General features: G+C 72.3%; 22 protein-coding genes. 13 read left to right on the top strand and 9 right to left on the bottom strand.

Annotation, left to right across the window (positions count from 1 at the left end; translation table 11 throughout):
* Positions 1–180: 180 nt before the first annotated feature.
* Complete coding sequence (locus ACPPVO_RS58115) at positions 181–936, bottom strand: hypothetical protein (protein WP_426508385.1); 756 nt, start codon at positions 934–936, stop codon at positions 181–183.
* A gap of 147 nt (positions 937–1,083) precedes the next feature.
* On the opposite strand from ACPPVO_RS58115, the gene ACPPVO_RS58110 reads away from it, so the two are divergent.
* From ACPPVO_RS58110 to ACPPVO_RS58095, 4 genes are all read left to right on the top strand, one after another.
* On the top strand, positions 1,084–2,349 hold the full coding sequence (locus ACPPVO_RS58110; RefSeq protein WP_426508383.1) for an aspartate kinase: 1,266 nt from the start codon (positions 1,084–1,086) through the stop codon (positions 2,347–2,349).
* A gap of 11 nt (positions 2,350–2,360) precedes the next feature.
* On the top strand, positions 2,361–3,419 hold the full coding sequence (locus ACPPVO_RS58105; protein ID WP_426508381.1) for an aspartate-semialdehyde dehydrogenase: 1,059 nt from the start codon (positions 2,361–2,363) through the stop codon (positions 3,417–3,419).
* Positions 3,420–4,266: 847 nt separating this feature from the next.
* Positions 4,267–5,769, top strand: a complete 1,503-nt coding sequence (locus ACPPVO_RS58100) for an MFS transporter (RefSeq protein WP_426508379.1) — start codon at positions 4,267–4,269, stop codon at positions 5,767–5,769.
* Positions 5,747–6,331 carry a TetR family transcriptional regulator gene (locus ACPPVO_RS58095; protein WP_426508377.1) on the top strand — a complete coding sequence of 195 codons (585 nt, stop codon included), beginning with the start codon at positions 5,747–5,749 and terminating at the stop codon, positions 6,329–6,331. The genes ACPPVO_RS58100 and ACPPVO_RS58095 overlap by 23 nt, the downstream gene beginning before the upstream one ends.
* A gap of 6 nt (positions 6,332–6,337) precedes the next feature.
* On the opposite strand, the gene ACPPVO_RS58090 is transcribed toward ACPPVO_RS58095, so the two are convergent.
* Positions 6,338–7,978, bottom strand: coding sequence for a DNA repair helicase XPB (locus ACPPVO_RS58090; RefSeq protein ID WP_426508376.1), 1,641 nt, complete (start codon positions 7,976–7,978; stop codon positions 6,338–6,340).
* A 223-nt stretch (positions 7,979–8,201) separates the two neighbouring features.
* Here ACPPVO_RS58090 and ACPPVO_RS58085 point away from each other — a divergent pair, with 223 nt between their 5' ends.
* Entirely contained in the window at positions 8,202–8,399 is a 198-nt protein-coding gene (locus ACPPVO_RS58085; protein WP_360375334.1) for a hypothetical protein, read from the top strand.
* Positions 8,396–8,614 (top strand): hypothetical protein, encoded by a 219-nt coding sequence (locus ACPPVO_RS58080; protein WP_426508374.1) that lies wholly within the window; start codon positions 8,396–8,398, stop codon positions 8,612–8,614. Before ACPPVO_RS58085 ends, ACPPVO_RS58080 begins: the two co-directional genes overlap by 4 nt.
* Here the strand turns inward: ACPPVO_RS58080 and ACPPVO_RS58075 are convergent.
* Together ACPPVO_RS58075 and ACPPVO_RS58070 are read right to left on the bottom strand one after the other, a co-directional pair.
* Positions 8,611–10,980 (bottom strand): helicase-associated domain-containing protein, encoded by a 2,370-nt coding sequence (locus ACPPVO_RS58075; RefSeq protein ID WP_426508372.1) that lies wholly within the window; start codon positions 10,978–10,980, stop codon positions 8,611–8,613. The genes ACPPVO_RS58080 and ACPPVO_RS58075 overlap by 4 nt on opposite strands.
* Positions 10,981–11,058: 78 nt before the next feature.
* Entirely contained in the window at positions 11,059–12,699 is a 1,641-nt protein-coding gene (locus tag ACPPVO_RS58070) for a glycosyl hydrolase family 18 protein (RefSeq protein ID WP_426508371.1), read from the bottom strand.
* A 174-nt stretch (positions 12,700–12,873) separates the two neighbouring features.
* Between ACPPVO_RS58070 and ACPPVO_RS58065 the strand changes: the two genes are divergently transcribed.
* A complete protein-coding gene (locus ACPPVO_RS58065) occupies positions 12,874–13,473 on the top strand; it encodes an HAD family hydrolase (protein ID WP_426508369.1) in 600 nt (199 codons plus the stop codon).
* A 72-nt stretch (positions 13,474–13,545) separates the two neighbouring features.
* Positions 13,546–13,944, top strand: coding sequence for a cold-shock protein (locus ACPPVO_RS58060; RefSeq protein ID WP_360375344.1), 399 nt, complete (start codon positions 13,546–13,548; stop codon positions 13,942–13,944).
* Positions 13,945–13,986: 42 nt separating this feature from the next.
* On the opposite strand, the gene ACPPVO_RS58055 is transcribed toward ACPPVO_RS58060, so the two are convergent.
* The 3 genes from ACPPVO_RS58055 to ACPPVO_RS58045 all read right to left on the bottom strand — a co-directional run bounded on the left by ACPPVO_RS58055 (position 13,987) and on the right by ACPPVO_RS58045 (position 17,711).
* Complete coding sequence (locus ACPPVO_RS58055) at positions 13,987–14,805, bottom strand: 1,4-dihydroxy-6-naphthoate synthase (RefSeq protein WP_426508367.1); 819 nt, start codon at positions 14,803–14,805, stop codon at positions 13,987–13,989.
* A 543-nt stretch (positions 14,806–15,348) separates the two neighbouring features.
* On the bottom strand, positions 15,349–16,041 hold the full coding sequence (locus ACPPVO_RS58050; RefSeq protein ID WP_426508365.1) for a futalosine hydrolase: 693 nt from the start codon (positions 16,039–16,041) through the stop codon (positions 15,349–15,351).
* Positions 16,038–17,711: an MFS transporter gene (locus ACPPVO_RS58045; protein ID WP_426508363.1), complete on the bottom strand. Its 1,674-nt coding sequence runs from the start codon at positions 17,709–17,711 to the stop codon at positions 16,038–16,040. The genes ACPPVO_RS58050 and ACPPVO_RS58045 overlap by 4 nt, the downstream gene beginning before the upstream one ends.
* Before the next feature lie 71 nt (positions 17,712–17,782).
* On the opposite strand from ACPPVO_RS58045, the gene ACPPVO_RS58040 reads away from it, so the two are divergent.
* Together ACPPVO_RS58040 and ACPPVO_RS58035 are read left to right on the top strand one after the other, a co-directional pair.
* Positions 17,783–18,631, top strand: a complete 849-nt coding sequence (locus ACPPVO_RS58040) for a DUF3027 domain-containing protein (protein ID WP_426508361.1) — start codon at positions 17,783–17,785, stop codon at positions 18,629–18,631.
* Positions 18,618–19,310 (top strand): helix-turn-helix domain-containing protein, encoded by a 693-nt coding sequence (locus ACPPVO_RS58035; RefSeq protein WP_426508359.1) that lies wholly within the window; start codon positions 18,618–18,620, stop codon positions 19,308–19,310. Before ACPPVO_RS58040 ends, ACPPVO_RS58035 begins: the two co-directional genes overlap by 14 nt.
* Here the strand turns inward: ACPPVO_RS58035 and ACPPVO_RS58030 are convergent.
* Both ACPPVO_RS58030 and ACPPVO_RS58025 read right to left on the bottom strand, forming a co-directional pair.
* Complete coding sequence (locus ACPPVO_RS58030) at positions 19,307–19,693, bottom strand: VOC family protein (protein WP_426508357.1); 387 nt, start codon at positions 19,691–19,693, stop codon at positions 19,307–19,309. The two genes, ACPPVO_RS58035 and ACPPVO_RS58030, sit on opposite strands and share 4 nt — an antisense overlap.
* Positions 19,694–19,703: 10 nt before the next feature.
* Positions 19,704–19,949 (bottom strand): DUF2530 domain-containing protein, encoded by a 246-nt coding sequence (locus ACPPVO_RS58025; RefSeq protein WP_360375487.1) that lies wholly within the window; start codon positions 19,947–19,949, stop codon positions 19,704–19,706.
* Positions 19,950–20,080: 131 nt separating this feature from the next.
* Here ACPPVO_RS58025 and ACPPVO_RS58020 point away from each other — a divergent pair, with 131 nt between their 5' ends.
* The 3 genes from ACPPVO_RS58020 to ACPPVO_RS58010 are packed head-to-tail and all read left to right on the top strand — an operon-like array spanning position 20,081 to position 22,661.
* Positions 20,081–20,521, top strand: coding sequence for a MarR family winged helix-turn-helix transcriptional regulator (locus ACPPVO_RS58020; RefSeq protein WP_426514902.1), 441 nt, complete (start codon positions 20,081–20,083; stop codon positions 20,519–20,521).
* Complete coding sequence (locus tag ACPPVO_RS58015) at positions 20,518–21,825, top strand: MFS transporter (RefSeq protein WP_426508355.1); 1,308 nt, start codon at positions 20,518–20,520, stop codon at positions 21,823–21,825. Before ACPPVO_RS58020 ends, ACPPVO_RS58015 begins: the two co-directional genes overlap by 4 nt.
* Positions 21,826–21,863: 38 nt before the next feature.
* On the top strand, positions 21,864–22,661 hold the full coding sequence (locus ACPPVO_RS58010) for a maleylpyruvate isomerase N-terminal domain-containing protein (RefSeq protein ID WP_426508353.1): 798 nt from the start codon (positions 21,864–21,866) through the stop codon (positions 22,659–22,661).
* Positions 22,662–23,784: the final 1,123 nt, after the last annotated feature.

Genomic DNA, 23,784 nt, shown 5'->3' with positions numbered 1-23,784 from the left:
TCGCGCTCGATGCGCGGGAAAGGTCTGGGATGTCAGACCGGCAGGAGCGCGGACGCGCGCATCATCCCCGCGACGAGGTGCCGGCCTGTAGGGCCTCGTCGCGGCGACGAAGAAGAAGCGTCTGCCACATGTCGAAAGCCACCTTACGCCCAGAGCCCCCGTCGGCGAACCCGGTCCCGGTCAGTGAGAGGACGCGGAGGCGCTCGGCGGGGCCGGGGGCGGGGACGCGGTGCCCAGCGGCGCGCCGGCCCCGACCGGGCCGGGCAGCGAGACCGTCGCCGGCGCGGCCACCACCTCGCCGGTCAGCATGAGCTGGCCGATCGGCAGCCTGGCCGCGGTCAGGATGCCGTTGTCGTTGTAGCAGAAGGTGCCCGGGTCGATCGGGGGCGCGATCGCGGTGACGCCCGGCTCGACCGCGAAGCACGGCGCCGAGGTGCCCGCCAGCGGCTCGGCCGTGGCCACCGACAGGGGGATCTGGCGGTCCAGCAGCACGTCGAGCCAGCTCACGAAGACGTACTGCACCCGCGGATCGATCGCCGCGGGCAGCTTCTTGCCGGCCGCCGCGACCCGGACACAGCCGCCGCCCGACGGGTTGATCGGGCACTGGAACTGCCCGTCCGGCCGGCCCACGATCGCCACGTCCGCGGTGCCGCCGAGCGCGCCGCCCTGGATGTCGACCCGCCAGGTCCGGTCGGAGGCGATCGACACCAGGATCGAGCGGGGCGCCCGGCCCTGGACGGTGAGGGTGTACGCGGCGACGTACCGCCGGTCCTTGGCCACCGCCACCCGCGCCGCGAGCAGCCCGCGCGGGTCCGGCTGGGCCGGCACCGGAATGCCGGCCGGAGTGGTCGGCGACTCCGGCGACGGGCTCCCGGAGGAGCCGCACCCGGACAGCAGCAGGCCGGTGAGCACGGCCAGCGCCGTGCCCGTGGTCACAGTGATCGCACAATGGCCGATCCGACGCTCCCGCACCCGCGTATTCTCGCCCGGCGGGCGGGCCGGATCGTGGAACGCCACTCCCGGGGGGTTTGCAACCCCGGTAGGCTCGGCTGCGTTGGACTCACCCGGAAGGAGCTCGGCGGCGTGGCGCTGATCGTGCAGAAGTATGGCGGTTCCTCCGTCGCCAACGCCGAGCGCATCAAGCGTGTCGCCGAGCGCATCGTCGACACCCGCAAGGCCGGCCACGAGGTCGTCGTGGTGGTCTCCGCCATGGGCGACACGACCGACGAGCTGCTCGACCTCGCGTCGCAGGTGAGCCCGGTCCCGGCCGGCCGCGAGCTCGACATGCTGCTGACCGCGGGCGAGCGCATCTCCATGTCGCTGCTCGCGATGGCGATCAACAACCTCGGGTTCGAGGCCCGCTCCTACACCGGCAGCCAGGCCGGCGTCATCACGACGTCGACGCACGGCCGGGCCCGAATCATCGACGTGACCCCGGGCCGCCTGCGCAGCGCGCTCGACGAGGGCGCGATCGCGATCGTGGCCGGCTTCCAGGGCGTCGCGCAGGACACCAAGGACATCACCACCCTCGGGCGGGGCGGCTCCGACACCACCGCGGTGGCGCTGGCCGCCGCGCTGCAGTCCGACGTCTGCGAGATCTACACCGACGTCGACGGCATCTTCACGGCCGACCCGCGGGTGGCCAAGAACGCCCGGCACATCAAGCAGATCACCTACGAGGAGATGCTCGAGCTGGCCGCGTGCGGCGCCAAGGTGCTGCACCTGCGCAGCGTGGAGTACGCGCGGCGGTTCTCGCTGCCGATCCACGTGCGCTCCTCGTACTCAACCGCCAACGGCACCATGGTCACCGGATCGATGGAGGACCTTTCCGTGGAGCAAGCGCTCATCACCGGCGTCGCGCACGACCGCAGCGAGGCGAAGATCACCATCGTCGGCGTGCCCGACCAGCCCGGTGTCGCCGCGCGGATCTTCCAGACGGTCGCGGCCGCGGAGACCAACATCGACATGATCGTGCAGAACGTGTCGACCGAGAGCACCGGCCGCACCGACATCTCCTTCACGCTGCCGAAGACCGACGGCCCCGCCGCCAAGGCGGCCCTGGAGCGGATCAAGTCCACGGTGGACTACCGGACGATCCTCTTCGACGACCACGTCGGGAAGGTCTCGCTCATCGGCGCCGGCATGCGCTCCAACCCGGGCGTGGCGGCCACGCTGTTCGCGGCCCTCGCCGAGGCCGGCGTGAACATCGAGATGATCTCCACCTCGGAGATCCGGGTCTCGGTCGTGTGCCGCGACACCGACCTCGATGTCGCCGTCCGGGCGATCCACGACGCTTTCGAGCTGGGTGGAGACGAGGAAGCCGTGGTGTACGGCGGGACCGGAAGGTAGGTTCGTCCATCATGGGCGATCTGCCGAGCCTGGCCGTAGTCGGAGCCACCGGAGCCGTCGGCTCCGTGATGTGCGAGCTGCTCTCGTCCCGCAAGAACGTGTGGGGCGAGATCCGCCTCGTGGCGTCCAAGCGCTCGGCGGGCCGCAAGCTCACCGTGCGGGGCGAGGAACTGCTCGTCCACGAGCTGGCGCCCGACGTCTTCGACGGGATCGACGTCGCCATGTTCGACGTGCCCGACGAGGTCTCCGCCGAGTGGGCCCCGATCGCGGTCGCGCGCGGCGCCATCGCGGTGGACAACTCCGCCGCCTTCCGCATGGACCCCGACGTGCCGCTCGTGGTGCCCGAGATCAACCCGGAGCAGGTGCGCAACCGCCCCAAGGGCATCATCGCCAACGCGAACTGCACCACGCTGACGATGATCGTGGCGCTCTCGCCGCTGCACCGCGAGTACGGCCTCAAGGAGCTCGTCCTCGCCTCCTACCAGGCCGTCTCCGGCGCCGGCCAGGACGGCGTCGACACCCTGCTCGACCAGCTCGAACGCGTCGGCGGCGACCGCACGCTGGGCTCGCGCCCGGGCAACGTGCGCCGCGCCGTCGGCGACGACCTCGGCCCGTTCCCGGCGCCGCTGGCCCTCAACGTCGTACCGTGGGCGGGCTCCCTCCGCGAGGCCGGCTGGTCCTCGGAGGAACTCAAGCTCCGCAACGAGTCCCGCAAGATCCTCGGACTGCCCGACCTCAAGGTCTCGGCCACCTGCGTCCGCGTCCCCGTCGTCACCGGCCACTCGGTCGCCGTGCACGCGGTCTTCGGCACCGAGGTCGACGCCGACGGCGCCCGCGAGGTGCTGAGGCACGCGCCGGGCGTGATCCTGGTCGACGACCCGGCCGCGGGCGAGTTCCCGATGCCGATCGACGCCGTCGGTACCGATCCCTCGTGGGTCGGCCGCATCCGGCGCTCGGTCGACGACCCGCGTGCGCTGGACTTCTTTGTGACGGGGGACAACCTGCGCAAGGGGGCGGCCCTGAACACCGCGCAGATCGCGGAATTGTTGTCCGCCGAACTCACCGCCTGATCCGGCGCCGCCGAGTTTCGCGAAAAGTCGGGCGCTTCGCGCCGCGACTTTTCGGACTTATCATCATTTTTCCGGGCGCGGGTCGCGAGCCTGGTGGGTGCCGGTCGCGAAGCCCGGTTGGCCGCTGTTCACGCGATGGCTGGGCGCGGGTTGCGGCGCGCTGGTTGCTGTCCGAGAGGGGCGGGCCGCTCCGCACGGGTGTGGAGTGCGGCGTGCGGGATGTGAGCGCGAGGGGCGAGGCGCGTGAGCCGCCAGGGCGCGACGTGAACGCGAACGTGCGGGGCGCGAGGGCGCGGGCGGGGCGCGAGGGCGGCGCGAGGGCGCGGGGGCGCGGCGTGAGCGCGAACGTGCGGGGCGCGAGGGCGGCGCGAGGGCGCGGGGCGCGAAGGCGCGAGGGCGCGGCGTGAGCGCGAACGTGCGGGGCGCGAGGGCGCGGGGCGCGAGGGCGCGGCGTGAGCGTGCGGCGTGCGGGGCCGAGGGCGCGGCGTGAGCGTGCGGCGTGCGGGGCCGAGGGCGCGGCGTGAGCGTGCGGCGTGCGGGGCCGAGGGCGCGGCGTGAGCGCGAATGTGCGGCATGCGGGGCGCGGGCGGCGTGCGGGGCGTGAGCGCGAACGTGCGGCGTGCGGGGTGCGGGGTGCGAGCGCGAGGGCGCGGCGCGCGGCATGTCGGCGTTTTGGCGCGAGACCGTGGAGTGCTGAGTGAAGGCGCCGGCTGCGGGCTGGATCGATCCTGACGGCTGCCGGGGCGTTGCCGGACATGCAAAAGCGCGAACCGCCGAGGGGTCACCCGGTAAATGTGAAGTAGCCCGCAATTGACAGAGACATCCAAGTGGTAGTTACTGTCAAAATATGGATGCTGTTACCTCGAGCCCCCGCCGGTGGTGGGCGCTCATCGCGATCGTGCTCTGCGTGCTCACCGTCGGCTTCGACACCACGATCCTCAACGTCGCGCTGCCCACGCTCGCGACGGCGCTCGATGCCGGCTCCGACGACCTGCAGTGGATCGTCAACGCGTACGTCCTGGTCTTTGCCGGGCTGCTGCTCCCAATGGGGGCACTCGGCGACCGGTACGGCCGCAAGCGGCTCCTGGCCATCGGGCTGCTGCTCTTCGCCGCCGCGTCGCTCGTCGCCGTGTTCGCCACCGACGCGGCGCAGGTCATCGCGGCGCGGGCGCTGATGGGCGTCGGTGGTGCGATTCTGACCCCGCTGACCATGGCCGTGCTGCCGGTCCTGTTCGACGAGCGGGAGCGCGGCAAGGCGATCTCCCTGCTCACGATGGGCATGGGCCTCGGCCTGCCGCTCGGGCCGATCATGGGCGGCTACCTGCTCGAGCACTTCTGGTGGGGCTCGATCTTCGTGATCAACGTGCCGGTCGCGCTCATCGCCCTGGTGGCGGTGTTGTTCCTGGTTCCGGAGTCGCGCTCGGCCACGCCGAAGCGCGTCGACCTGCCCGGTGCCGGATTGTCCACGCTGGGGCTGATTTTCGTGGTGTACGGCGTGATCGAGGCGCCCACCCAGGGCTGGACGGCCCCGAAGGTCCTGGGCGCCCTGGTCGCGGGCGCGGCCCTCCTAGCGACGTTCGTCCTGGTGGAGCGCCGCGCCGCGAGCCCGATGATCGACCTGACGCTCTTCCGGAAGCCACGCTTTGCCTGGGGTACCGCCGCCGGAACGCTGGCGTCGTTCGCGCTCTTCGGCGTGCTGTTCATCCTGCCGCAGTACCTGCAGGCGGTTCGCGGCAACGACGCGCTCGGCGTGGGCCTGCGCCTGCTCCCGCTGATCGCCGGCCTGTTCGTGGGCGCCCCGCTGGGCGAGCGCATCGCCCGGCTGACCGCGACGAGGCTCCCGGTGGCGCTCGGCCTGCTGATCGGCGGGGTCGGACTGGCCCTGGGCGCGCGGACCGAGGTCGGCTCCGGGTACGGGTCGGTCGCGACCTGGCTGGCGATCGCCGGCGCCGGCATCGGGCTGGCCCTGACGCCGGCCATGGACGCGGTCCTGGGCTCCCTGCCGCGCGACGAGGCGGGCTCCGGCACCGCGATCACGATGACCTTCCGCCAGGTGGCCGGCGCCCTGGGCGTGGCCCTGCTGGGCAGCCTGACCACCGCCGTGTACCGCGACCGCCTCGACCAGGCCCCCGAGGCGGCGAAGCGCTCGATCGCCGCGGCCGTCAGGCTGGGCGATCCGGCGCTGGCCGCGGCCGCCCGAACGGCGTTCGTGGACGCGATGTCGGCGGTCATGCTGGTCTGTGCGGCCATCGCCGTCGTGGGCTCGATCCTGGTGGCGGTGTTCCTGCCCAATGCCCAAACGCGCCGGGGTACGGAAGAATCGTCGGATGAGCTCACCAGGGTTGCGTGAACGCAAGAAGCAGAAGACCCGCTGGGCGATTCAGGAGCACGCCGTGCGCCTGTTCGTCCAGCAGGGTTATGACGCGACCACGATCGAGCAGATCGCCGAGGCCGCCGAGATCTCCCCGAGCACGTTCTTCCGGTACTTCAAGACCAAGGAAGACGTGGTGATCCAGGACCGCTACGACGAGCTGATGGCGGAGAAGATCCGGCAGGCCCCGGCCGACCAGCCCCCGCTCGAGGTGATCCGCCGCGCGTTCGTGGACGGCTTCCAGGCCATCACCGAGGACGAGATGGACCAGGCCCTGCAGCGCGCGAAGCTCCAGCTGAGCGTGCCCGCGCTGCGCATGCGCGCCCTGGACAACCTGCAGGACTCGATCCGCTACCTGGCCGTGCCGTTGGCCGAGCGGCTGGGCCGCCCGGCCGACGACTTCAGATGTCAGGCCTTCGTCGGGGCCTGCGTGGGCGCCATGATCAACGCCCTGCTGGCCTGGGCGAACGACGGCGGCGACGGCAAGGCCGCCCTGCAGCTGATCGACCAGGCCCTGGATGTGGTGGCCAAGGGCCCCTGAACGCTCTTACGCCACGACGTCATCGGCATCGGTGATCGTGTAGGCGTAACCCTGCTCCGCCAGGAACCGCTGCCGGTGCGCCGCATACTCCGTGTCGATGGTGTCGCGGGCCACCACCGTGTAGAAGTGCGCCTGCCGGCCGTCGGCCTTGGGGCGGAGCACCCGCCCGAGCCGCTGCGCCTCCTCCTGCCGGGACCCGAAGGTCCCGGACACCTGCACGGCGACGGCCGCCTCCGGCAGGTCGATCGAGAAGTTGCCGACCTTGGAGATCACGAGCGTCCGCAGCGACCCGCTCCGGAACTCGTCGAACAGCTTCTCCCGCTCCCGGTTGGTGGTCGAGCCCTGGATGATCGGCGCGGCCAGGAACTCCCCGAGCTGGTGCAGCTGGTCGATGTACCCCCCGATGACCAGCACCTGGTCGTTCTTGTGCCGGTCGATCAGCGCCCGGACCACCGGCAGCTTCGTCTTGGCCGTGGCCGCTACCCGATACCGCTCCTCGGGCTCCGCCACCGCATACGCCATCCGCTCCTCGTCGGTGAGCGTCACCCGCACCTCGACGCACTCGGCCGGCGCGATCCAGCCCTGCGACTCGATGTCCTTCCACGGCGCGTCGTAGCGCTTCGGCCCGATCAGCGAGAACACGTCGCCCTCGCGCCCGTCCTCCCGCACGAGGGTCGCGGTCAGCCCGAGCCGCCGCCGGGCCTGCAGGTCGGCGGTGAACCGGAAGATCGGGGCTGGCAGCAGGTGCACCTCGTCGTAGACGACCAGGCCCCAGTCGCGGGCGTTGAACAGGTCGAGGTGGGCGAACGTGCCGCCGCGGCGGGTCGTCAGCACCTGGTAGGTCGCGATGGTGACCGGCCGGATCTCCTTGCGGTCGCCGGAGTATTCGCCGATCTCCTCCTCGGTCAGGCTCGTGCGCGCGATCAGCTCGCGTTTCCACTGCCGGCCCGCGACCGTGTTGGTGACCAGGATGAGCGTCGTCGCCTTGGCCTCCGCCATCGCCGCCGCGCCGACCAGGGTCTTGCCGGCCCCGCAGGGCAGCACCACGACGCCGGAGCCGCCGGCCCAGAAGGACTCGACCGCCTCGCGCTGATAGGAGCGCAGGACCCAGCCGTTCTCGGCCAGGTCGATGTTGTGGGCCTCGCCGTCGACGTAACCGGCCAGATCCTCGGCCGGCCAGCCCAGCTTCAGCAGCGCCTGCTTGAGCCGCCCGCGCTCGGACGCGTGGACGATCATGGTGTCGGGGTCGAGCTGGGCGCCGAGCATCCCGGCCAGCTTCTTGCTCTTGGCCACCTCGATCAGCACCGCCCGGTCGGACGCGTGCAGGACCAGGCCGTGGACCGGGTCGTTGAGCAGCCGCAGCCGCCCGTAGCGGTCCATCGTCTCGGCGATGTCCACCAGCAGCGCGTGGGGCACCGGATAGCGCGAGTAGCGCAGCAGGGAGTCGACCACGCCCTCGGCGTCGTGGCCCGCGGCGCGCGCGTTCCACAGCCCGAGCGGGGTCAGGCGATAGGTGTGCACGTGCTCCGGCGACCGTTCAAGCTCGGCGAACGGAGCGATCGCCATGCGGCACGCCTGGGCATCGGGGTGGTCGACTTCGAGCAGGAGCGTCTTGTCGGACTGGACGATCAGGGGACCTTCAGGCACCGGACCAGTGTCGCATGGAGGTGTGACACTTCCCGGATAGTGGGAACGATCCATACCCATGCAACCGCGGAGCCCGTGGGATGCGTTCCAAGATTTGACGGTCTCGGCCGGACGCGCTCGGGAGATCAGTTCGGGGGCGAGCGCGTCCCGCCGATTCCGCCCCGCCCCGACATCCGGACTTTCACCGGATCCCGAGCGGGCCGGACCGGCCTACCATCTATACATGCGTCCGAGGGTGACCTTGACGTTCGGGGGAATCGCCGCCCTCGCGGTGGCGGTCGGCTGGTTCCTGCTTTCGCACCAGGTCGCGCACACCGACGTGGAGACCGCGGTGAGCGAGTCGCTCGGTGCCATCCTCGTCGTCATGCTCGTGGCTTCGGTCATCGGCTCGATCCGCCGCAGCGACGGGAAACGGAAATGAGCGAACTCGACCACGCGCGGCCGCAGACCCTCTCACCCCTGGCCAAGCTCGGCGTCACCGTGGTCGTCATCGCGGCCCTGAGCTGGTTCTTCGTCTCCTGGCTGGTGCTCGACAGCCCGCTGACCGACGCCATCGGCGAGACGGCCGGCAGCCTGGCGGTGGTGCTGCTGATCGTCTCCGTGATCGGCACGGCCCGGGCCGACGACGGGGCCTAAGCCTCGGCCTCCGGCACCGCGCCGGTGATCCGGTGCAGCGCGAACGTGTGCAGCATCTCCGTGCGCTCGTCCTCCGCCCGCAGGTAGCCCGAGCCCATCGACACCGGCCGGACCAGCCGCGACGCCGTGGCCCCGTGCGCGTCGACGTAGCCCACCCAGACCCGCGTCTTGTCCCGCAGCGCCTGCTGGAGCACCTCGAGCGCCTCGGTGTGCGAGGCCCCGGAGCCCCCGTTGGTCCGCACGGTCACCGGCGCCCGCCGCGCGACCCGGGCCGCCGCGTCGCCGCGCCGGATCTGCTCGATGACCCCGGCCAGCCGCGGTGGGGAGAGCCGGACCGCCGAGGTCGGGTCCTCCACCCCGCGCGAGGCCCAGGTCGGCCGCGGCGCCCCCCGGCGCGCCTTCGGCCGGCTCAGCACCGCGGCGCCGGTCGAGTCCTCCTGCACCGGCGGGTAGCCGGCCTCGCGCAGCGCCTCCAGCAGTCGGGCCGGCGTGTGGCGGCAGGCCAGCACCGTCGGGGCCAGGCGGCGCAGGCCGAGGGCCTGCAGGCGCCGGTCGGCCAGCACCTCGGCGACCAGCGACTCGTCGTCGCTGCGCACGTAGGAGTTGGCCGAGCCGATGCGCATGCCGCCGTGCCGGCGGGCGACGTCGTCGATGAGGTACGTCAGCGTCTGCGGCACCGGCGTGCGCGAGCGCCGGGCCAGCAGCGCGTGCAGGTCGGCCGCGGAGTAGCCGGCGTCGAGGCTCCGGCGGACAGTCTCGGCGGTGATGCGGTACACGCTGGCGGACTCCTGCTGCCCGAGCAGCTCCAGCTCCCCGGCGAGGGTCGGCTCGGGCGGGCCCGGGACGATCGCGGACAGGTCGGCCTGCAGCAGGAGGTGGTCGACCGGCTCCGGCAGCAGCGTGTGCAGCAGCGCGGCCGAGCCGGACAGCGCGTAGCCCTCGGGCGAGCCGATGCCGAGCGGGTCCTCCGGGTCGGGGGACTCCGCGGCGAGCTCGGCCAGCAGCAGGCGCCCGTAGCCGGTCAGGCCGCCGAACCCGGTCAGCCCGACGAACGCGGCCTCGGCCAGGCTCGCCTCGATCGCGGCCGACGCGCCCCGGTTGATCCGCCGCGGCGTGCGCCAGGCGAGGGTCTCCACCACTCCCGCCGGGGTCGCGGTGCGGCCCGGGGCCAGGTCGGCGAGCACCTGCAGCGCGGAGCGGCGCTGGGCCGGCGCGCCGGGGCGCGACAGCTCGGGCGCGAGCGCGTTGAGCGGGCGGTCGCGGTCGTCGCGCTGGCCGACGAGGGCGGGCGCGCGGGTCATGGTCAGCCAGGCCACCGCGAGCCGGTGCCAGCGAGCGGCGATGCCGAAGGCGCGCCAGGCGTCGTACGCCACCGTGGGCAGGAAGACGCTCTCCACCCGCTTGTTGTCGACGATCTCCTCGCCGACCAGCCCCGCAGCGGTGACGATCTCCACCAGCAGCGCGGCCTGCTGCTCGTCCACGCCGGCGTTCTTGGCGAAACGGCGCAGCTCGCGGATGCCGAGGCCGCCTGAGCGCAGTACCGACGGCGGCTCCTGACCCATCGCCTCGATCAGCGTCTCGGCGTTGCGGACCAGCTCCAGCACCTGCCCGGCCCCTGCCCGGTCCAGCTGGGCGGGCTCGCGCTGCGGGGTCTCCATCGGCGGCGGGTCGGGGTGCAGGGGCCCGAGCGGCCCGGCGTCGCGGCGCAGCAGCAGCGCGACCTCGACCGGCAGCTCCACCGCGTCGCGGCCGACGATGACGAGCAGGTGCCGGTCGACCAGCCAGCGCACCGGCGAGTCGGAGCCGGGCTGCAGGCCGGCCGCGGCGACGGTGCCGACCGGCGGGCCGGCGGCGAGGCGGTCGAGCACGGCGCGGGCCGCGGGGGAGGCGGCCAGGAGCGTGCGGCGCAGCCCGGCGGCGTCGGCGACCAGCGCACCCGCCACCGGGTCGAGCTCCTCGGCGGGGCGGCCCAGCCCGGCCGGGTAGGGCGAGCAGACCTCGTCGACGGCGTTCACGATCCGCAGCGCCGGGTCGGGGCCGAAGACCACCGCGCAGGCCCGCAGCCGGTCGATCGCCGCGCGCACGCGGGCCGCCTCCACGCCGGACTGCGCGGTGAGCGCCAGCACCGACTCGGCCGACGAGCCGTGGCCGACGCGGGTGTACCGCAACGCGTCGAGGATCTCCAGCGTGAACTGGTCCAGGGCGTCGAGCGCGCGGGCCACCGCCACCCGCGACTGCGCCCGGTGCGCCAGCGCCGAGAAGTCCGACGGCGGCGGGATGACCAGGTCAGGGCGCAGCCGGATGAGCGCCGTCAGCTCGTCGTCGGGCAGGGCGCGCAAGTGGTCGGCCAGCGTAGTCGTCGTCATCTCGCCTAATACGCTAACCGGCGGGTACGACAAAAGAGGGCGGGCCCTGGGGGCCCGCCCTCGATTGCTGACTCGGTGTTACTTCAGGCCGCCGCTCACGGCGGTCATGAGCTCGCCGTTGCTGGTGTCACCCGAGAGCTCCCAGACGAACGCGCCGCCGAGGCTCTGCTGCTTGGCGTAGGCCATCTTGCTGTTGATCGTGGCCGGGGTGTCGTAGCTCCACCAGTTGTTGCCGCACTTGGCGTAGGCGGTGCCGCCGACGGTACCGGTGGCCGGGCAGCTGGTCTTCAGGACCTTGTAGTCCTCGATGCCGGCCTCGTAGGTGCCGGGGGCGGCGCCGGTCGCGCTGCCGCCGGGGGCGTCCTGCGTCACACCCGTCCAGCCGCGGCCGTAGAAGCCGATGCCGAGCAGGAGCTTGCTGGCCGGGATGCCCTTGGACTTGAGCTTCTGGATCGCCGCGTCGGAGCAGAAACCGGCCGTCGGGATGCCCGAGTAGCAGGTCAGCGGCGAGTGGGGGGCGGTCGGGCCCTGCGCGCTGAAGGCGCCGAAGTAGTCGTACGTCATCGGGTCGATGAAGTCGAGGTTCGAGATCGCCCCGGCGTAGTCGGCCAGGTCGATCTTGCCGCCGTTGGAGCCGTCGGCCGTGATGGCCGCGGTGACCAGGGCGCTGGAGCCGAACTTGGCGCGCAGCGCGGCGATCACGCTCTTGAACGCGTTGGGGCCGCTGGAGTCGCACTGCAGGCCACAGGCGTTCGGGTACTCCCAGTCGATGTCGATCCCGTCGAACACGCCGGCCCAGCGGGGGTCGTTGACCAGGTTGTAGCAGGAGTTCGCGAACGCGGTCGGGTTCGCGGCGGCCTGCGTGAAGCCGGCCGACCAGCTCCAGCCGCCGAAGGACCAGATGACCTTCAGGCCCGGGTGCTTCGCCTTGAGCTTCTTGAGCTGGTTGAAGTTGCCGCGCAGGGGCTGGTCCCAGGTGTCGGCGACGCCGTCGACGGAGTCGGCCGTGGTGTAGGCCTTGTCGTAGTCGGCGTAGCTGTCACCGATGGAGCACTGGCCGTTCGTGGTGTTGCCGAACGCGTACATGATGTGGGTGAGCTTGGCCGCCGAGCCGCTCGTCTCGATGTTCTTCACCTGGTAGTTGCGGCCGTAGACGCCCCAGTCGGTGAAGTACGCGACGACCTTCTTGCCACCCGTGGCGGGGGGCGTGGTCGTGGTCGGCGGCGGAGTCGTCGGCGGCTTGGTCGTCGGCGACGTCGTCACCGGCGGGGTCGTCGGCGGCTTCGTGGTGGTCGGCGGGGCCGTGGTCGGGCTGCCACCGCTACAGCTCACGCCGTTGATCGTGCAGTTGGTCGGCGGCTTGGCGCCGGCCCCGTTCATGCCCCAGCTGAAGGTCGCGCCCGCGGCCAGCGTGGGGGCCCAGGACTTGTTCTTGGCGACGTAGTGCTGACCCGCGTGGGTCACGTCGGCGTCCCAGAAGCTGGTGATCTGACCGCCCGCGGGCAGGTCGAACTCGAGCGTCCACCCGTTGATCGTGCTCGAGGTCCCGTTGGTGATCTTGTAGCTGGCGCCCCAGCCGGAGCCCCAGTCCTGGTCGACGGTGAACGTCGCGCTCAGGTTGCCGGCGGCGTTGGCGGTGGTCGTGACGATGGGAACTACGGCCCCGGCCACCGCCAGAGCGGCGGCGACGATGAGGCCGTTGCGGACGGATCGTTTCATCGCGTCTCCTGGATGGTCTCTTAGGAAACTTTCCTAAAAGTGAAGGTGACGGTAGTGGCCTGGATCTCACCCGTCAATAGATGCGCGAGCGCGTATTTCGATGGCATACCCACTGTGACCTGGGCATCCTTAAGGGTGTCTCAACAACCGGTTGTCATTGGCTTTGACCTTGACATGACGCTCCTCGACACCCGCCCCGGTATCGCTGCCACGTGGCGGGCACTCACCGCGAAGACCGGCGTCCCGGTCGACGCCGACCTCGCCGTGACCAGGCTCGGGCCGCCGCTGCGGCTGGAGATGGCCGAGTGGTTCCCGCCCGAGCGCGTCGAGGAAGCGGTCGGGATCTATCGGGCGCTCTACCCGGACCACGCCATAGCGCCCTCGGTACCGCTGCCGGGCGCGGCGGAGTCCCTGGCGGCGGTCCGCGCGGTGCACGGCCGGGTCGTCGTCATCACCTCGAAGCTCGGCCGCCTGGCGGAGCTCCACCTGGCGTACCTGGGAATCGAGGTCGACCACGTGTACGGCGACGTCTTCCACGCCGAGAAGGCCGAGGTGCTGCGGGAGATCGGCGCCGCCCTCTACGTCGGCGACCACGTGGCCGACATGCAGGCGGGCGTGCTGGCCGGCATCCCGGCCGTCGGGGTGACCTCGGGCCCGTGCTCGGAGGAGGAGCTCCGCGCGGCCGGAGCGACCGCCGTGTTCGCGGATCTGCGCCCGTTTCCCGCATTTCTCGAAGGCATGATCTCGGTTGGCCGGGCCGTTTCGGGTGACTAGCCTTGTTGTGCAATCCCGGGTGTCGGTGACGCGGCCGCCCGGGACGGGTCCGACACTGGGGAGTAGGGCAGCGTGCCGACGGGTCGAGTGAAGTGGTACGACCAGGAGAAGGGTTTCGGTTTCCTCACCAGCGACGACGGCGGAGACGTCTTCGTGCACAAGGCGGCGCTGCCGTCGGGCGTGGATGAGCTGAAAACCGGTCAGCGGGTCGAGTTCGGGGTGGCCGAGAGCCGCAAGGGCAGCCAGGCCCTGCAGGTCAAGCTGCTCGACGCGCCGCCGTCGGTCGCCGAGGCCCGGGCGGTGGCCAGCCGCCGCCCGCCGGAGGAGCTGCACGGCCTGATCGAGGACATGATCAAGGTCCTGGAGGCCAAGATCCAGCCGGACCTGCAGCGCGGCCGCTACCCGGACCGCAAGGCCGCGCGCACCGTGGCCGAGGCCGTCCACCTGGTGGCTCGGGAACTCGAGGTGTGAGCCGAAGAGGGGGCCGACCGGCCCCCTCTTCCGCTTATCGCTTCAGGCTCCGACGAGCGGCGTGGCGGGCACGAGCCCCTCGGCCGCGGCCCGGTTGAGCAGCGCGTCCACGGCGGCGTGCCCGTCGGGCCCGAGGGACGCGGTGAACTCGTTGACGTACAGGCCGATGTGCTGGTCGACGACCGACTGCTCCATCTCCTGCGCGTGCTCGAGCACGAACGACCGGCTGGCGCCCGGGTTCTCCCAGGCCAGCCGCACCGACTCCTTGATCCAGGCGGTCGCCTCCCCGGGATCGACGCGCTCGCGGTGCGCGAGGATCGCGCCGAGCGGGATCGGCAGTCCGGTGTCGTCCTCCCACCACTCCCCGAGATCGGCGAGCGCGTGCAGGCCGTACCGCTGGTACGTGAACCGGGCCTCGTGGATCACGAGCCCGGCGTCGAACCGCCCGGCGGCGACGGCGGGCATGATCTCGGCGAACGGCACGACCTCGATGTGCGCGGGCGGCTCGGCGGCCGACCAGAGGCGCATGAGCAGGTAGGCGGTGGTCCGATCGCCGGGGACGGCGACGCTCTTGCCCGCGAGCGAGGCGATCCCGGCGTCCTTGACCAGCACGAGCGGCCCGCAGCCCCGGCCGAGGGCCCCGCCGCAGGGCAGGAGGGTGTACTTTTCGAGCAGCCACGGCAGCGCCGCGTAACTGACCTTGACCAGGTCGAACTGCCCGGAAAGCGCCGCCGTGTTGGTGACGTCGACGTCGGCGAAGGTCACGTCGAAGTCGGGCGCACCGGGCACGAGCCCGTGGGTCAGCGCGTGGAAGACGAACGTGTCGTTCGGACACGGCGAAAAGGCGAGCGAAAGCGTCACAAACCCGAATCTAGACCCGCAGCGGAACGGCGCACCCCAAGCGGAAAAACCGCCGGTGTGACACTGAGCGCACCTCGCCGAGCAGCGCCGCCGGGGAGTCCGCCAAGCCGCCTGTTGCCCTCGCGGCGGCGCTCAAAGGGCTCACCGCGTCGGGAGTGCGTCGAAGACCTCGCGGAGCAGCCCTGCCGTCGGTGGAGTCCGCCATGCCGCCCGTGCCCCTCGCGGTGCCGCGAGCGCCCGCACCGCGCGCCCGTCCCGGTGCCGCGTGTGCCTCGCGCCACGCCGTGCATGTGCTCACCGCGTCGTGAGTGTGCCGACGCCTCTCACAGCAGCGCCGGCGCCGGGGGAGTCCGCCGCGCCGTCCGTCCCTCGAGCGGTGCTGGGAGCGCCCCGCACCGCGCGGCCCCTCGCGGTGCCGTGCATGTGCCTCACCGTGCGGACCGCTCGCGGTGCCGTTGCATGCGCCGCACCGTGCGGACCCTCGCGGTGCCGTGCGTGCACGCGCCTCACCGTGCGGACCTTCGCAGGCGCCGCGCGTGCGCCTCAGCGCGCCGCTAGTGCGCCGAAGACCTCTCGCAGCAGGGCCAGCGCCTGGGGGATCCGCCACGCCGCTCGGTCGCGCGGGCCGACCGCGTTCGACACCGTTCGGATCTCGCCGAAGGCCGTGCCCGGCCAGAGCCGCGCCGCCGACGCCACGCCGAACCCCTCCATCCCCTCGGCCACGGCGTCCGGATGCCGCTTCTGTACCAGCTCCTTGGACCGGGCCGACCCGGTGACGGTCGACACGGTCAGGACGGGGCCGCCGACGGCCTCGGGCAGCGCCAGCCGCAGGGTCCGGAGCAGCTGCGGGTCGGCGTCTATCCGCGACGAGCCGAATCCGAGCTCGTCCACGCTGAGGAACCCGTCGGGCGCCTCCGCCCCAAGGTCCGCCGCGATCGACTCGGTGGCGACGACCAGCCCGCCGATCTCGACCCGTCCGGCGAACCCGCCGGCGATGCCCGCCGAGAGCACGAGATCGAAGGCGGGGCCCATGTGCATGGCCGTGGTCAGGTACTGCGACGTCACCGCCGCGCTCGCCGCCGGGCCGACGCCGCCCGCCACCACGACGACCGGGGCGCCCTCCTCCAGTGCCTCGGACCCCTGCTCGCCCAGGCCCAGCCCGGCCAGCACGCTCTCGCGCTCGGCCGCGACCGCGGTCACGATCAGCGTCCGCGAGTACCCCAGTAACGGCCTCATCGCTCGTCGTCCTCCAGCCGGGCCGTCGGGTCGGTCCCCGACGGCCGATACAGCGTGTACCCCGGCGGGGCGAGCGGCGAACCGTCCTCGACGTCGACGGCGGGCATCTTCTTCGTCTCCGTGGCCGCCGCGGCCGGGGCCGGCGCGGTGACCGTCGGCTCCGCGCTGTCCCGCCGCCGGCCGAACCCGAACCGCCGCCGCTCGCCGTCGTCCGCGGCGGCCGCCGGGCGCGGGACGGTGCGGGCCTCGGGCGCCGGCGCGGCGGGGGCGGCGGGCGCGACCGGGGTCGCGACCGTGGTGGCCTCGGCGTCGGGCACGTCCGGCGGGGCTCCGCGCAGCCGTTCCTTGCGCAGGACCACGGCCGAGTACAGCGCCCGCACCGCCGCCAGCGTCACGAACGACGCGGCCACGAACAGTCCCCACGCCCCGCCGAACGGGATGAGCCCGACTGCCCCGCCGGCCACCCACGCGATCATGAGCAGCGTCTCGGAGTGCGCGAACGCGCTGGCCCGCACGTTCTCGTCGATCCGCTCCTGGATCGAGGCGTCGACGGCCAGTTTGGCCAGGCCGCTGGCGACCGCCGTGAACAGGCACAGGAGCGCCACCGTGCCGAGTGAGTCGCGGTCGGCGGCGAGGATGGCCATGAACGCGGTGAGCACCACGCCAATCGCCTGCAGCAGCGCGGGCCGGTGGATGCGCAGCCGGGTGCCGATGGCCGTGGCGAGGAACGACCCCACGCCCAGCGCGCCCGCCACCACGACGACCGCCACCTGCTCGGAGAGCCGCCAGGTCAGCAGCGTGACCGGGAGCGTGCCCTCCTTGATGGCGAACGCGAGATACAGCGTGAGGAACCCGTAGAGCGCCCGCAGCGTCGCGCTGCCGACCAGCGCCGCGATCACCACGCGCCCGCTGAGCACCTTGACCCCGCGCCCGGACGGCCGCAGGACCCGCGGCATGGTCTCGGGCGGGTCGGAGTCGGCGCGGGGCGGCAGGCGCAGGGAGGTCACCATGCCGTACACGAAGACGAGGATCGACACGCGCAGCGGCCACTGCGGCCCGAACTGCCCCGCGAGCAGCCCGATCGGCAGCGCGATGGCGCCGGCGAACGTGCCGAACACGGAGGCGCGCGCGCCCGCCTCCGACAGCCCGAGCCCGGGCGGCAGGACCCGGGGCACGGCGGCGCTGCGGGCCACGCCGTAGGCGCGGGACAGCACGAGCATGCCGAACGCGGCCGGGTACAGCAGCCAGCTCGTCAGGTGTTCGGAGAGCAGGAAGGCCAGGAACGCCCGGCCGAGCATGGTGACCGCGAGCGCGTAGCGGCGGCCGTGCCGGAACCGGTCGAGCACGGGGCCGACGACCGGGGCGAGCAGTGCGAACGGGAGCATGGTGATGAGCAGGTAGAGCGCCACCCGGCCGCGGGCCTCGCCGGCCGGCACCGAGAAGAAGACCGTGCCCGCGAGCCCCAGCGCGACCAGCGTGTCGCCCGCACACGAGGCCGCGTGCAGGTCGAGCAGGCGGAGCATGCCGGACTCGCCGCCCGCGCCGCGCTCGCGCACGCGCAGCAGGTTGCGGCCGAGATAACGGCCCGCCCTCGTGGTGCCGACCGTCGCGACCCGCGCCGCGCGCACGGTGGTCACCATGGTCTGCGCCACTCCTCGAATCACCGACATGCCACCCATCTTGACTGACGGGTACGACAGTTTTGGGCGCGCCGGGGCCGCCGTGCTCGTCGGGCGTGGCGATGAGGAACAATGGACCCGTGACTGCCTCGACTGCGCCCACGCGGGGAAGCCGTGCCGCCAAGCCCGACCAGGTCCTGACGGACGCGGTCGAGATCGCGCTGCAGGGCCTAGACGTTGTCGATCCCGACCACATCGGTGCCCATTTGGGCGTTGTCGCAGAAGGCGAACGCCTGGTCACCCACTTCTTCGAGTGCGGTCTGCCCGGGTACCGCGGCTGGCGCTGGGCCGTCACCGTGACGCGCATCTCGCGCAGCAAGCAGGTCACGATCTGCGAGACGACGGTGCTGCCCGGCCCCGAGGCGCTGCGCGCGCCCGAGTGGGTGCCGTGGCAGGAGCGCCTGCAGCCCGGCGACCTCGGCGTCGGCGACCTGCTGCCGACCCCGTCCGACGACCCGCGCCTGCAGCCCGGCTACGTGCAGTCCGACGACCCGGCCGACGAGTCGCTCAACTGGGAGCTCGGCCTCGGCCGCCCCCGCGTGATGTCCCGCGAGGGGCGCCTCGACGCGGCCCAGCGCTGGTACGACGGCGACCGTGGCCCCAACGCGCCGATCTCCGTGGCCGCCCCGTCCGCGGCCCGCTGCGGCTCGTGCGGCTTCTACCTGCAGCTCGCCGGCTCGCTGCGCCAGGCGTTCGGGGTGTGCGGCAACGAGTACGCGCCCGACGACGCCCAGGTCGTCTCGGCCGACCATGGCTGCGGCGCGCACTCCGAGGTGCTCGTGGAGCAGGTCCAGGCGGTCGACGAGCTGCCGACCGTGTTCGACGACAGCGAGGTCGAGGCGGTCGCGGTCAGCCGCGCCCCGGGCTCCGTCGACGGTGACGAACCGGCCGAACCCTATGGGCACGGCTGATTTCGGCTACACGGAACGCGCGTCGCGGCTGCGCGGCGCGGTCGCCTGGCGCCACCGCGCGGGGGCGGGCGGCCCGGCCCGCATCCTGCCCGACGGCTGCATGGACGTGATCCACAGCGAAGGCCGCCTGATCGTCGCCGGCCCCGACACGATCGCGCACCTGACCTGGATCCCGGACGGCGCGCGGACGGCGGCGGTGCGGTTCGCGCCCGGCCAGGGCCCGGCGCTGCTGGGGATCTCGGCGGACGAGGTGCGCGATCAGCGGGTACCACTGGATGCGCTTTGGCCTTCCGACCAGGTGCGCCGCCTGACGGAACGGCTCGAGGAGGCGCCCGATCCGGTCGCCGTGCTCGAGGCCGCCCTGCTCGCCGTCGACCGGGCGCCCGACCCGCTGGCGCCGCGCCTGCTGGCTCCCCTGCGCGCCGGACGGCCGGTGGCCGGGATCGCGGCGGAGGTCGGGCTCAGCGAGCGGCAGTTGCACCGGCGCGGGCTGCGGTTGTACGGGTACGGCCTCAAGCACCTCGCCCGTGTCCTGCGCCTCGGCGCCGCGCTCGACCTGGCGCGGGGCGGGGTGGGGCTGGCGGCGGTGGCCGCGAGCGCCGGTTACGCCGACCAGGCCCACCTCGCGCGCGACGTCAAGGCGCTGGCGGGGGTACCGATGAAGGAGCTTGTTCCTTAGTTCTTGCCGGCGTACAGGTCGACGCCATTGCCGTCGGGATCGTGGACGACGGCGTACCGCATCCCCCAGAACGCGTCCCACGGCTCCTTGTGGCCCTCGTAGCCGGCCGTGAGCAGCTCGGCGTACACCTTGTCGACCTCGGCCGGCGACTCGCACTCGAACGCGAGCCCGATGCGGCTGCCCCCGACCGGCGGCTGCCATTCGGGGTCGAACGAGTGGATGGTCTCGATGGTGTCCCAGGTCAGCTTGACCCCGCCGGCGAGGACGTGCTCCACGTGCGGGCTCGCGTCCTCGGCGGCCGGTACGTCGAGCCCGAGCCGGCGGTAGAAGGCGAGCGAGCGCGGCATGTCGGCCACGACCAGGCCGAATACGTTCAGTCTCATGTAGCCCACGCTAGGGCGCGGCCGGGGTGTCCGTCTTGAACGAATCGGACGCGGCCCGGGCTCCCTCGCGGCGCCGCCGCCGGTTCCGGTCGTGCACGACCATCGTGAGCCCGCCCGGAATGCCCCACAGGGCGCCGGCGACCGCGATGCCGAACCAGTTGCCGTGCCCGTGCGCGGCCAGCTCGTCCCGGAACGGCAGCATGATCAACGCCGCGACGACCCACAGCGCGATCCCCGCGATCGCGAAGGGCACCATCGGCGGGTCGAGCGGCTTGGGCGGGGTGGTCACGCCGCTCACGGTACCCGCCCGGATCTCCTCGCCGCAGGCCTCCCGTGACCCAACCCACAGGTCGTTAGCCATGCTCATTAGGTAAGCTAACTAACGTGATGGTTCGCGTGCCCCGCCTCGCCGCCGCCCAGCTCGCGGCGGCCCTCCGGGACAGCATCACCCGCCTCAACCGCCGCTTGCGCCAGGCCCGCCCGATGGGCGACCTGACGATCACGCAGCTGTCGGCGCTGACGAGCCTGGAGCTCGCGGGCGCGTTGACGCCGCGGGAGCTGGCCGAGCTCGAGCGGGTACAACCGCCGACCCTCACCAAGATCGTCGCGAAGCTGGAGGAACGCGGTCTCGTCCAGCGCTCGCCGCACCCGACCGACGGGCGGCAGGTAATCCTCGCCGCCAGCGAGTCGGGGCGCGCCGTCGTGGCCGAGCACCGCCGCACCCGCGACGAGTGGCTCGCCAAGCACCTCATGGCTCTGACCCCGGAGGAGCGCGAGGTGCTGACCAAGGCCGCCGAGATACTGGGGAGGATCGGTCGCAGCACATGATCGGCAGTACGTTCGGCTCGTTGCGGGTTCGCAACTATCGGTTGTTCACCATCGGCCAGCTCATCAAGCTCCTCGGCACGTGGATGCTCTTCACGGCGCAGGACTGGCTCGTCCTGCAGCTCTCCGACAACTCCGCATCCGCCCTCGGCGTCGTCACGGCGCTGCAGTTCACGCCGGTGCTCCTGCTCACCCTGTACGGCGGCCAGCTCGCCGACCGCTTCGACAAGCGCCGCCTCCTGCAGCTCGCCAACGCCGGCTCGGCGGTCGTCGCCACCCTCCTCGGAGTCCTGGTCGTCTCCGGCATCGTGAACCTGTGGTGGGTGTTCGTGACCGCCGCGCTCTTCGGGGCGATCAGCGCGATCGAGACGCCCGTGCGGCAGTCGTTCGTCTCCGAACTGGTCGGCAAGGAACTCCTGCCCAACGCGCTGTCGCTGTCCTCGGCGACGTTCAACACCGCCCGCATCGTCGGCCCCGCCGTGGCCGGCCTGATCATCGCGGGCCTGCACGACCGCACCGGACCGATCTTCCTGCTCACCGCGGCGTTGTGCACGGCCCCGCTGGTGGCGCTGGCCCGCATGAGCCCTTCCGAGTTGTACCGTGTCGAGCGCGACGCCCTCGCCGCGAGCGAGGCGCGCACGATCGACGGGCTGCGGTACGTCCGGCAGCGCCCCGACCTCAGCCTCGCGATCCTGCTCGTCTTCCTCGTGAGCCTCTTCGGCTTCAACTTCCAGCTGACCCTGGCCGTGCTCGCGCGCGTCGAGTTCCACGTCGACGCGAAGTACTTCGGCCTGCTCACCACCGCGATCGCGGTCGGCGCCCTGGCCGGCGCCCTGTCCAGCTCGCGGCGCCGGGCCCGCCCGTCGGTGTACCGCGTGCTCGCCGCGGCCATCCTGTTCGCCGGCTTCGAGTCGCTGGTCGGCCTCGCGCCGAACTTCGTGACCGCCGTGGTCCTGCTCCTGCCGACCGGCTTCTTCATGATCTACTTCGCCCAGGCCGCCAACCAGCGCATTCAGCTCGGCGTGGAGGCCGCCTTCCGCGGCCGTGTGATGGCGCTGTACGTGCTCGTCTTCCTCGGCAGCACGCCGGTGGGCTCGCTGATCATCGGCTGGTGCGCGGAGCGGTTCGGGCCGCGCTCGGGCCTGTGGACGGGCGGGCTGATCTCGCTCTTCGCGGCCGTCCTCCTGGGCGTGCTGCAGCTGCGCCGCGTGCGGGGGCGCATCCACGTGGCCTGGCGCCCGCGCCCGCGCATGCACGTGCACGAGCGGGCCGGGGGCGTGCCGGTGGTGCGTCCGGCGGTGCGCTGACGGGATTTTTGTCGTACCTGTGTGGTTGAGTCAGATTCATGGAGCGATCGCGACTGCTGCAGTGCCTGGCCGCCGACTACATGCGCCTGCGCGAGGTGGCGGGCGCCGGCCTGACCGCCAAGGTCCCCACCTGCATGCCCTGGACCGTGGCCGACCTGGTGCGCCACGTCGGGCAGGTGTACCTGCACAAGGCCGAGGTCATGCGCATCGGCTCCTGGCCCGACCCGTGGCCGCCGGCGGAGGTGCTCACCGAGCACCCGATCGCGCTCCTGGACCGCGGGTACGGCGCCCTGACCCACGAGTTCTCCCGCCGCCACGACACCGACCGGGCCAAGACCTGGCACAACCCCGATCAGACCGTGAAATTCTGGATTCGCCGCATGGCGCTCGAGACCGTCATCCACCGCCTCGACGCCGAGCTCGCCCACGACGTCGAGGCGGCCCCGATCCCGGACGACCTGGCGTCCGACGGCGTGGCCGAGCTCCTGGAGCTGTTCGTCGGCTACGCCTCCCGCGAGTCGCCGGACGAGTTCAAGCCGGCCCTGGAGCACGCGAAGGGCCACGCCGTGCTGGTCCGCCTGCTGGCGCCGCCGCCGCTCTCGCGCTCCTGGCTGGTGACGGCCGCAAACGACCACGTGGCGGTGACCACGGCTAGCGGTTCGCCACTCACTTCTCCGCCGGCGGCGACGGTAACGGCCGCTCCGGTCCCTTTGTTGCGGTGGCTTTGGGCACGCGAATCGACCCCAACGACCGATGCGCATTCCCCGATCGAGGTGGATGGTGACGAGGAGGCCATAGCAGAACTCCGATCTCTGTTGCGGGCCGGCACGCAGTAGGCGCTCCCGGGCGGGCCCCTGGGAATCGCGGCAGTGGGGCCTGGGTAGGCGACGGCGAGGGGGCGCCGCCTGCTCGGCCTCACCGCCGCGGAGTCCACTTCGGGCGCCGCGGCGTGCCTCGCGCCTGCCTGTGCCCTCGGGTCCTGCGGCGTGTCTCGCGGCTGCGGTGTGCTTCGCGTCTGCCTGTGCCTGGTGCCTGCCTGTTCCTCGGGGCCCCGGTGTGCGTCGCTCCTGCCTGTGCCCCGAATCCCGCGGTGAGTCTCACGCCTGCCTGCGTCTCGGGTCCCCCGGTGTGCCTCGCGCCTGCGGTCTTGTCGGCGCTGTGCAGCCGTGCCCGTCGCCGAGCGTGCTCGTGGTCGCCGTCTTCCGCCATCGCACCCGGGTTGGCCAGTGCAGCACGGGGAGCTGGGCCGACGGTTTGACTTGCCGGTGCGGTGCGGTGCGGTGCGGTGCGGTGCGGTGCGGTGCGGTGCGGTGCGGTGCGGTGCGTGCGGCTCGACGTGCGGCTGGCGTATTGCGGCGCGGTGCGTCGGTGCTGTGGGCCGGTCTGGCTCGATGTGTGGCTGGTGTATTGCGGCGGTGCTGCAGCGCTGTGGGGCGGTCTGGGCTCGCCGTGCGACTGGCGTATTGCGGTGCTGCTCCGTCTCCGCTGCCTCATTGGCTGGTACAGGGGTGGAAGGTCGGGCCCAAGTGCGCCCGGCAACAGGTCAAGAGCACCTTTGAGGTCGGCGGCACCTCGTCAGCCAGGGCGTCTGCAAGCGGTCGAGCTTGAAGTTGCATGCCGCAACGCGCGGTTGGTTCACGCCGAGCGCCCTCGTAAGCCGCTGCGGTGCGGGCAGTGTTGGAACCGTTGCATTGGCCTCAAATGCTGCGTCGTCGGTTGTTTCTTGTGTGGCTCGCAGACCGTGATCACCGCGCCTGGGCGACGCGTCAACCGTGCCTCCGTCGGCGCATAGGAATGCGTGCATCGCCGTTTCGTGCGGAGCGTTTCGGGGTCGGGCGATCGAGGACTTCGATGTCGGGGATCCGTCGGGGTGATGGACGATGGATGCCGTTGTTCGGTCGTTTCGGCGGAATATGAAATGTGCTGGTCGGTGCGGCTTCGGTTGATTGTTCCGCATCC

Origin of the sequence: Dactylosporangium sp. McL0621 (genome assembly GCF_049995355.1) — a bacterium.
Classification (GTDB): Bacteria; Actinomycetota; Actinomycetes; order Mycobacteriales; family Micromonosporaceae; genus Dactylosporangium.
The sequence above is the reverse complement of the archived record's forward strand: the minus strand, read 5'-3'. Positions and strand labels throughout refer to the sequence as shown.